This window comes from Pseudomonas sp. Kh14 (assembly GCF_900291005.1).
GTDB classification, from domain to species: Bacteria; Pseudomonadota; Gammaproteobacteria; order Pseudomonadales; family Pseudomonadaceae; genus Aquipseudomonas; species Aquipseudomonas alloputida.
Window position 1 is genome coordinate 1 of record NZ_OLKJ01000262.1, and the last position, 244, is coordinate 244.

Consider the following 244-nt stretch of genomic DNA (forward strand, 5'->3'; position numbering starts at 1 on the left):
GTTGGAACCAGTGACGAATGGCGTCCTCGCCCGAGTGGCCGAACGGCGGGTTGCCGATGTCGTGGGCCAGGCAGGCCGATTGCACGATCATTCCCAGGTCGCTGGGTTCGCACCAGTCCGGCAGTTGGCCGCGCAGGGTCTCGCCGACACGCATGCCCAGCGAGCGGCCGACGCAGCTGACTTCCAGGGAGTGGGTGAGGCGGGTGTGGATGTGGTCGTTGCTGGACACCGGATGCACCTGGGT

1 protein-coding gene is annotated in these 244 nt (G+C 67.2%); it reads right to left on the reverse strand.

Annotation, left to right across the window (positions count from 1 at the left end; all coding sequences use genetic code 11):
* On the reverse strand, positions 1 to 244 hold a 244-nt coding region (locus FQ668_RS28055), incomplete at both ends, for an HD domain-containing protein (RefSeq protein WP_144180853.1).